The sequence below is a fragment of the Clostridium sp. K04 genome, from assembly GCF_019734375.1.
GTDB lineage: Bacteria > Bacillota > Clostridia > Clostridiales > Clostridiaceae > Clostridium > Clostridium saudiense.
Map to the genome: position 1 here is coordinate 1 of NZ_JAASHD010000073.1, position 5,140 is coordinate 5,140.

General features: G+C 25.2%; 4 protein-coding genes and 1 pseudogene. 4 read left to right on the forward strand and 1 reads right to left on the reverse strand.

Features of this window, described 5'->3' with window-relative positions; translation table 11 throughout:
- Positions 1-79: 79 nt before the first annotated feature.
- Positions 80-1,226, reverse strand: a pseudogene (locus HCG70_RS17010) (IS3 family transposase).
- A gap of 91 nt (positions 1,227-1,317) precedes the next feature.
- Here HCG70_RS17010 and HCG70_RS17015 point away from each other — a divergent pair.
- From HCG70_RS17015 to HCG70_RS17745, 4 genes are all read left to right on the forward strand, one after another.
- On the forward strand, positions 1,318-1,701 hold the full coding sequence (locus tag HCG70_RS17015; protein WP_042402975.1) for a hypothetical protein: 384 nt from the start codon (positions 1,318-1,320) through the stop codon (positions 1,699-1,701).
- Between the two features lie 399 nt (positions 1,702-2,100).
- Positions 2,101-2,481 (forward strand): hypothetical protein, encoded by a 381-nt coding sequence (locus tag HCG70_RS17020; protein WP_042402972.1) that lies wholly within the window; start codon positions 2,101-2,103, stop codon positions 2,479-2,481.
- Positions 2,482-2,675: 194 nt separating this feature from the next.
- Positions 2,676-3,359 (forward strand): response regulator transcription factor, encoded by a 684-nt coding sequence (locus tag HCG70_RS17025; RefSeq protein WP_042402969.1) that lies wholly within the window; start codon positions 2,676-2,678, stop codon positions 3,357-3,359.
- Complete coding sequence (locus HCG70_RS17745; RefSeq protein ID WP_154821394.1) at positions 3,352-4,497, forward strand: cell wall metabolism sensor histidine kinase WalK; 1,146 nt, start codon at positions 3,352-3,354, stop codon at positions 4,495-4,497. Before HCG70_RS17025 ends, HCG70_RS17745 begins: the two co-directional genes overlap by 8 nt.
- Positions 4,498-5,140: the final 643 nt, after the last annotated feature.

Consider the following 5,140-nt stretch of genomic DNA (forward strand, 5'->3'; position numbering starts at 1 on the left):
ATTCCAAATCTACCAACTAATCATACAAAAAAAGAGTAGATAGATTTGTTTTTTACACAAATCTATCTACTTTCCCTTTTTATGCTGCACTTCTAGCTAATAATTCACATTGATCTGGAGTCATGTAATTAATAGAAGAGTGTAGCCTTTTTCTGTTATACCAACCTTCAATATATTTAAAAATAGCCATATTAGCTTCTTCGAAGGTACGGTATGTATTTCTATATATTTCTTCCTTTTTTATTAATGAATGAAAAGATTCTATACAAGCATTATCATATGGACAACCTTTTTTACTAAACGATTGTATAATATTAAACTCTTTGCATAGCTCCCTTAAATCATTGCTAGTGTATTGAGAGCCTAAATCGCTATGAAATATTAATTGCTTATTCTTATCGGGAGATTGGCTGTAATAAGCATTTTTTAAGGCTTTAACAACTAAATCATTAGTCATTCTCTGACCGAAAGCGTAGCCAATTATTTTTTTAGAATATAAGTCTAGAACTGAAGCTAAATAGCACCAACCATCTTTGATAGTATAAATATATGTAATATCTCCTACCCATTTTTCGTTAATAGAAGTAGTAGTAAAATCTCTTTTCAAAACGTTTTCTAAATCTTCTGCTACCTTTTTACTTGAATGAGGTTTGTATTTTTTACAGTTACTGCACAAAGGCCAAGTTCAGTCATTCGTCTTTGAACTCGCTTCAATGATACATTGAATCCTTCTATACCAAGTATATGATGAATCCTAGGAGCACCATATATGCCTTTATTCTCTTTATATATCCTTTTAATAGCTGATTTTAATTCCTCATTTTCTAATTCTCTTGCAGATTTAGTTTTATCAAAAGATTTATAATATGTGCTTCTGGCTACGCCTAGAACGGTACACATAGTCTTAATATCATGTTTGTTTTTATTGCTATTTATAAATTCTATTAATTCATCTAATTTCTTGTTGCAAATATGGCCATAGCTTTTTTTAATATTTCATTTTCCTCTTTAATTCTTGCCATTTCTTTTTTTAAAGCCTTAACTTCCTTTAATGTCATAACTTCATTTTCATCTACTTTAATTTCTTTTACATCTTTAACCCAGCCGTTAATTGTTGATTTTGCAATGCCATATTCGCTACTTAGCTCTGCTAAGCTCATTCCTGACTTAAATAATTCTACTATCATATCTTTATATTCTTGATCGTATCTTCTGCCCTTTCCCATAATGGACACATCCTTTCTTAACTAAATATTATTTTACTTAGTTCGATTTAATGTGTCCACTACTTTATACTAACACCATAGTGATTTAGAAGTGAAACCTGTAATAAGTGCTTTACATAAAATATTGATTGAAGCTGTTAATATATCTAATTTTAAAAATTACTATGAAAACAATGTAGGAAAAAAAGATAAAAACTATAAGCAATGGAAATCAATAAAATATTATCAGTTTATATTAAGTCAGTATATTTCAGATGAAGATGAATTGAGAAAAATAATAGCTCCATTATACTTATTAAATGATTTAAGAATTATATACTTCCATTTAGTATCAACAGATGAAGTTGAAAAATTAAAAAATAATATTGTAAGTAGTCTTAGTATAAATAGGTTTGATGAAACAGAGATTATGTATAATAAACTTATGGAAGGTTTAAAGGCGTTATTTGTTAAATTTAATGAGGTTATAGAATAGGTTTAAAAGAAGGAATATACAAAGCTATATATTCCTTCTAAAGTTTAACTACGAACGGCAGTCATCACATGCTGAGACGGTAGTAAGGTTAGTTAAGTAATATAGACATTTATAAAAGTTTATATGTATTAAAAAATATATCTTTCCACCTATTTTCCACCGTAAATGTGAGTTGGGTGGAAAGATATTTATTTATTACCGCTAGGTATATTCACCAAGAAGCTCCCACTTCTATAATTGGAGAGTAGTTCACAAATAATATATAAATATTTTTAAAAATTAACGATGATTTTACATTGGATTTGTTATCATAAAAACATAGAAGAGATAACCTAAGAAATAAAATAATTAATAAATTAAGTTATCAGAAAAGTTTTATGTAAGGAAGGATGATAAGATATGAAAAAATCATTAATATTTGGAGTATTAGCGCTAACAATAGTAGGTTTATTAAGTTTTGCTGGAGGAAGAGCAAGTAATAGTGTAGCAAGCAAATCAAGCAATAATAAAACTGAAAGTTCATATAATAGTAACAAAAATACCAATAATGGTGTTGATAAAGTAGTAAATAGTAATCAATATAATAATTCTTATAATAATTCAATTAGTAATTCAAATAATTATCAAGGAAGTAATGATGATATTTCTTTTGAATTAAGTGAAGAGGATTTAGCAAACCTTAAAAATGGGTTAAGCTTAACAGTTGATGGAAAAAATGTAGAAGTAACTGGTTTTGATGAAAAATTCAGAGAAGAAGTAAAGGCAGCAGGTTTTGAATAAATAAAATAAAAAATAATAAAATTAATAATAATAATAATAATAATAATAAACTCCTTGTAGTATAATTAAAATTTGTATATTATAATTATTAACAAATAGGGCTATCGCATTAAGAATAAATAGTACAATATATGGTGTATAATTTTTCAGGGTGCGATAGCTCCATTTTATTTATAAAATAGGAGGAATATGTGATGAAATTATTAATTGTAGAAGATGAAGCTGATATAGTACATGCTCTACAAAGAGGATTAAAAAATGAAGGTTATGCCGTTGATGTAGCAATGGATGGAGAAGATGCTTTAGATTTTTTAAGTTTAAATACATATGATTTATTGGTTTTAGATATAAATTTGCCAAAGGTAGATGGATTTTATATATTAAAAAAGCTTAGAGAAAAAGATATAAACACAAGAGTAATAATTGTATCTGCAAATAGAGAAATTGAGGATAGAATAAAAGGATTAGACTTAGGAGCTAATGATTATTTAGTAAAACCATTTGATTTTTTAGAGTTAACGGCAAGGATAAGAGCTCTTTTGAGAAGAGAGTTTGAAAGTAAACCTTCAATTTTAAAAGAGGGAAAGTTATCTATAGACGTATCTAAACACAAAGTTACATATGATGATATAGTTCTTAATTTAACATTGAAAGAATATTCACTTTTAAAATATCTAGTTCAAAATAAAGATAAAGTTATAAGTTCCGAAGAATTGATAAATCATGTTTGGGATGAAAATACAGACCCATTTACAACAGTAATAAGAGTTCATGTATATTCTCTTAGAAAAAAATTAACAGCTGTTAGTTGTAATGAAAATATGATTAAAACAATTAAAGGAGTTGGATATTTATTTGGAGGTATAACTAGTGAATAATATAAAAATAAAGTTAAAATGGAAACTTACATTATTTACTGTATTAATAATGACAATAACTAGTGGAATTCTTCTTTTTAGTATTAATTATGATGTAAGGCATACAGTTCCACAGCTAAAAGGAATAATTAATTCAAATACAGAAGATATTAAAATAGATTTAAATGGTGATTTTAAAGATGAAATTGATAAGATATCAATAGAATCAGCTATAGAAGAGACAACATCAAGAATTTATTGGTTTTCAATAATTGCATTTATTTTAGTAGTAACTATTGGTGGAATGTGCACTTATTTTGTAGTAAATAATGCTTTAATTCCAATTGTAGAATTAAATAAAAATATAAAAAAAATAAATGAGGATAATTTAAATTCCAATTTAAGTATTAAGGGAGCAAATGATGAAATTAAAGAACTTACAATTTCTTTTAATAAAATGATAGCAAAATTAGAAAATGCATTTGCATCACAAAAAAGGTTTAATTCTAGTGTGGCACATGAGTTAAAAACTCCATTAGCAGTAATTAAAACAAATATAGATGTTTTAAAAAGCAGTAATTGTAAAAGTTTAGAGGAATATGATAAAACTTTGGCGGTTGTAGAAAAGTCTATATTAAAGATGAATTTAATAATAGAAACATTATTAGATATAATAAGACAGGAAAATGCACCTTTAAATGAAATTGTTAGCATAGATGAGATATTAGAAGATATAGTTGATGATTTATCTATTATTGCCAATAAAAAAAATATAAAATTAAAATTAAATTCATATAATATAAAAAATAAAATAAAGGGAAATGAAATTATGTTATATAGGGCATTTTATAATGTAATTGAAAATTCTATTAAATATAACAAAATTAATGGAAGTATAGATATATTATGTTATCAAGATCTAAATACTATTGAAGTAAAAGTAATAGATACTGGAAGTGGTATAAAGGAAGAGGATTATGATGAAATTTTTAAACCCTTTTATAGATGTGAAGGAATTAATAGTTATTCAAAAAATGGAATTGGATTAGGATTATCATTAACTCAATCGGTAATAAAACTTCATGGTGGAGAAATTAATGTAAAAAGTAAATTAAATGAAGGAACAGAATTTACTTTTATTTTACCATATATAGTTTAAAATAAATAATATAAATAATTAAGATTGCATAAAATGAATTTAAAAAATATGTATTTTATGCAGTCTTTAATTTTAGTATTAATTTTAATTGATTAAATTTATTTTATAATTAAGGAAATGGTTTAAGCTAGCTATAATTATTTATTATAGTTTTTCAGTATAGCATTTACATTAAAATTTGCTAAATATATAATTATGATGTTAATTAATAAAATATACATATAATATAATTTTTATATTAAGTAAATTATAAATAGATAAACTAAAAAGACATAAGGATGAATAGGCATGAAATCATTAAAGATTGCTTGTACCGAAAGAACTAGAAGTTATTTTTTCACAGATAGAGAAACTATATAAGTTGGTACAACGGATTACACTGATGTAACAGTTGCTGTAGTTAATGAAAGTGATATAGAAGGAATAAATGACATATATAATACTAAATTTGGAGTATCAATATTTGTATTAAAAGAAACTGAGAATATTAGTGATGAAATTAAAGATAAGGTAAATAAGATAATAAATATATAACAAAAGAAGAACAAGAAAATTGGTATGAAAAATATGACGAATTGTCAAGCTAAGTGCAACACTTAGCTTGTTCTTCGTTAAATGCTTCTAACGGTGTCTTGTATCCAAG

Excerpts from the sequence above, each read along its gene's own strand:
- HCG70_RS17020 (WP_042402972.1), top strand. The coding sequence starts at position 2,101 with ATGAAAAAATCATTAATATTTGGAGTATTAGCGCTAACAATAGTAGGT.
- HCG70_RS17025 (WP_042402969.1), top strand. The coding sequence starts at position 2,676 with ATGAAATTATTAATTGTAGAAGATGAAGCTGATATAGTACATGCTCTA.